Genomic DNA, 1,853 nt, shown 5'->3' on the forward strand with positions numbered 1-1,853 from the left:
GGTTTGATGGATCGGAAGCGCCGCTCTATTTGGAGGCGATGTTTCCGTTGTTCTTTGTTGAACAAAAGCGTGGCTGGTCGATTACGCAAGGTCCATTTCCGACGATGTTTAGGATACAAGACCTTAATAGGCGAGTTATGGAATTTGTTCTTGATTTGGACGTGGGTAAGACACGTCGTCAACTCACCGAGTTGCGTAGAACAAGGAACAAGATTGAAAATGACTGGAAGGAACGTCGTAGAGAGCTTCTGCGGGACGGTCCTTCTACAGTCAAGGTTGACGGGATTCCATTGCTGCCTACACCAGAGTTTGCGGAAAATGGAATCGTGGAAGTGCGAGTTTTCCATAATGGTGAGTGGGTGTCTATTGAGGATGCCGAAAAACTGATAAATGACGAAATTCAGGAAATAGAGACTAAAGAGCTTTCTCCAGTTTCAGAGGCGTCCGAAGCCTTGCAGGCTCAACTCGAAGTTTTGGAAGCCGAACTGGGTGACAAGTTGGCCGAGTTGTCAATTGCCAGTAATGATTACAAAATTTCCATTTCCGAACGAAATGCACTAAGCGCAAGAATTTTTTCTTTGAAAGAGGACTTGGTTCAGAATCAGGATTCTCTAAAGCTAAAGAAATTCGGCTCAATTCTTGGAGAGAGCGTGGCATTCGAAACCTGCCCAACTTGCCACCAAGGATTGGAGCACGAACTCCTTCCCGATGCGAAAACGAGCGCTATGGGTCTTGAGGAGAATATTGTTTTCATCAAATCTCAGTTGAAACTATACGAAGCTTTATTGGCCAACGCTGAAGTGGATTTGAGAGCCGCAGTTACACTGATGAAATCTTTGCGCGAAGAGATTGAAGCTATTCGTGCCAGCATTCGTGCTGTGAAAACAGACTTGGTTCGACCCGGTTCGACCTTTTCCCGTGCTGATCTGGAGCGCGCCGTTCGACTCGGCGGAAAGCTTGCGTCGTGGAGGCAACAAGAAGAAAGCGTCGCTGAAGAGTTAGATCAATTCAAGGAACTTGCGTCGCTTTGGGTTGAAATCAGAGGGCAATTGGCCGACTTAGGTGTTGCAGAACTTTCAGGTTCAGACAGACGGAAGCATTTGGCTCTTCAGGCTACGACACAGGCTCTACTAAAAGAGTTTAATTTCACCACATTCGAGCCTCAAGAGATTACAATTTCGGATACCGATTTTCGACCGCAGGTTCTCCGCCAAGCTGAAGACGGCGAGTTGGTGGAGCGCGAAATTGGCTTTGAAGTCTCTGCTAGTGACGGTATCCGGCTAAAGTGGGCCTATTATCTTTCGATACTGATAGTGTGTCGGGATTTTGGTGGGAACCACATAGGATTTCTGGTCTTTGACGAGCCGGGTCAGCAGCAGATGAAAGAAGTTGACCTTTCGTCAATGCTGCAATGGGTGGCTAGGAACGTATCGGACAAGATGCAGGTCAATATCTCTACATCTGAAAACCGTGATCGGGTCCGGTCCGCTTTGGGCGGTTCTCCTGCGACGTTGAGAGAATTTGAAGGCTATGTATTAAAGCCGATTGGTTCCACTTAGACTGCGATGGGGCCTTGTTGCACAAATCGGCTGATGTGCGAGCTTCCCCCTTCCCCGGACGGACTTACTCTACGGGCTCTGTGGCGGGTATTCCAAGTGCCGTGTAGCCGTTGAGCACGGCGATACGCACCTGCAGCTCGGCGACCTGGCGCTCGAAGTTTCTCGCCATCAGGGATTGGCCGAGCAGCTTGATGCAGTTCATCTTGCTCTCGACACGGCTCCGGCGGTGGTATCCGCTCCACCGTCGCCAGATGGCGCGGCCCAGGTATTTCGAGGCGCGCAGCGCTTCGCAGC

General features: G+C 49.9%; 1 protein-coding gene and 1 pseudogene. One reads left to right on the forward strand and one right to left on the reverse strand.

Annotated features, from left to right (window positions below; translation table 11 throughout):
• A partial coding sequence (locus L1069_RS23635) for a hypothetical protein (protein ID WP_237457277.1) occupies window positions 1-1,559 on the forward strand: 1,559 nt, incomplete at its 5' end.
• Between the two features lie 64 nt (window positions 1,560-1,623).
• On the opposite strand, the pseudogene L1069_RS23640 reads toward L1069_RS23635, so the two are convergent.
• A pseudogene (locus L1069_RS23640) lies at window positions 1,624-1,853 on the reverse strand (IS5/IS1182 family transposase); the annotation flags it as partial.

The sequence above is a fragment of the Leisingera sp. MMG026 genome, assembly GCF_021654205.1.
In the GTDB taxonomy this organism is placed as follows: Bacteria; Pseudomonadota; Alphaproteobacteria; order Rhodobacterales; family Rhodobacteraceae; genus Leisingera.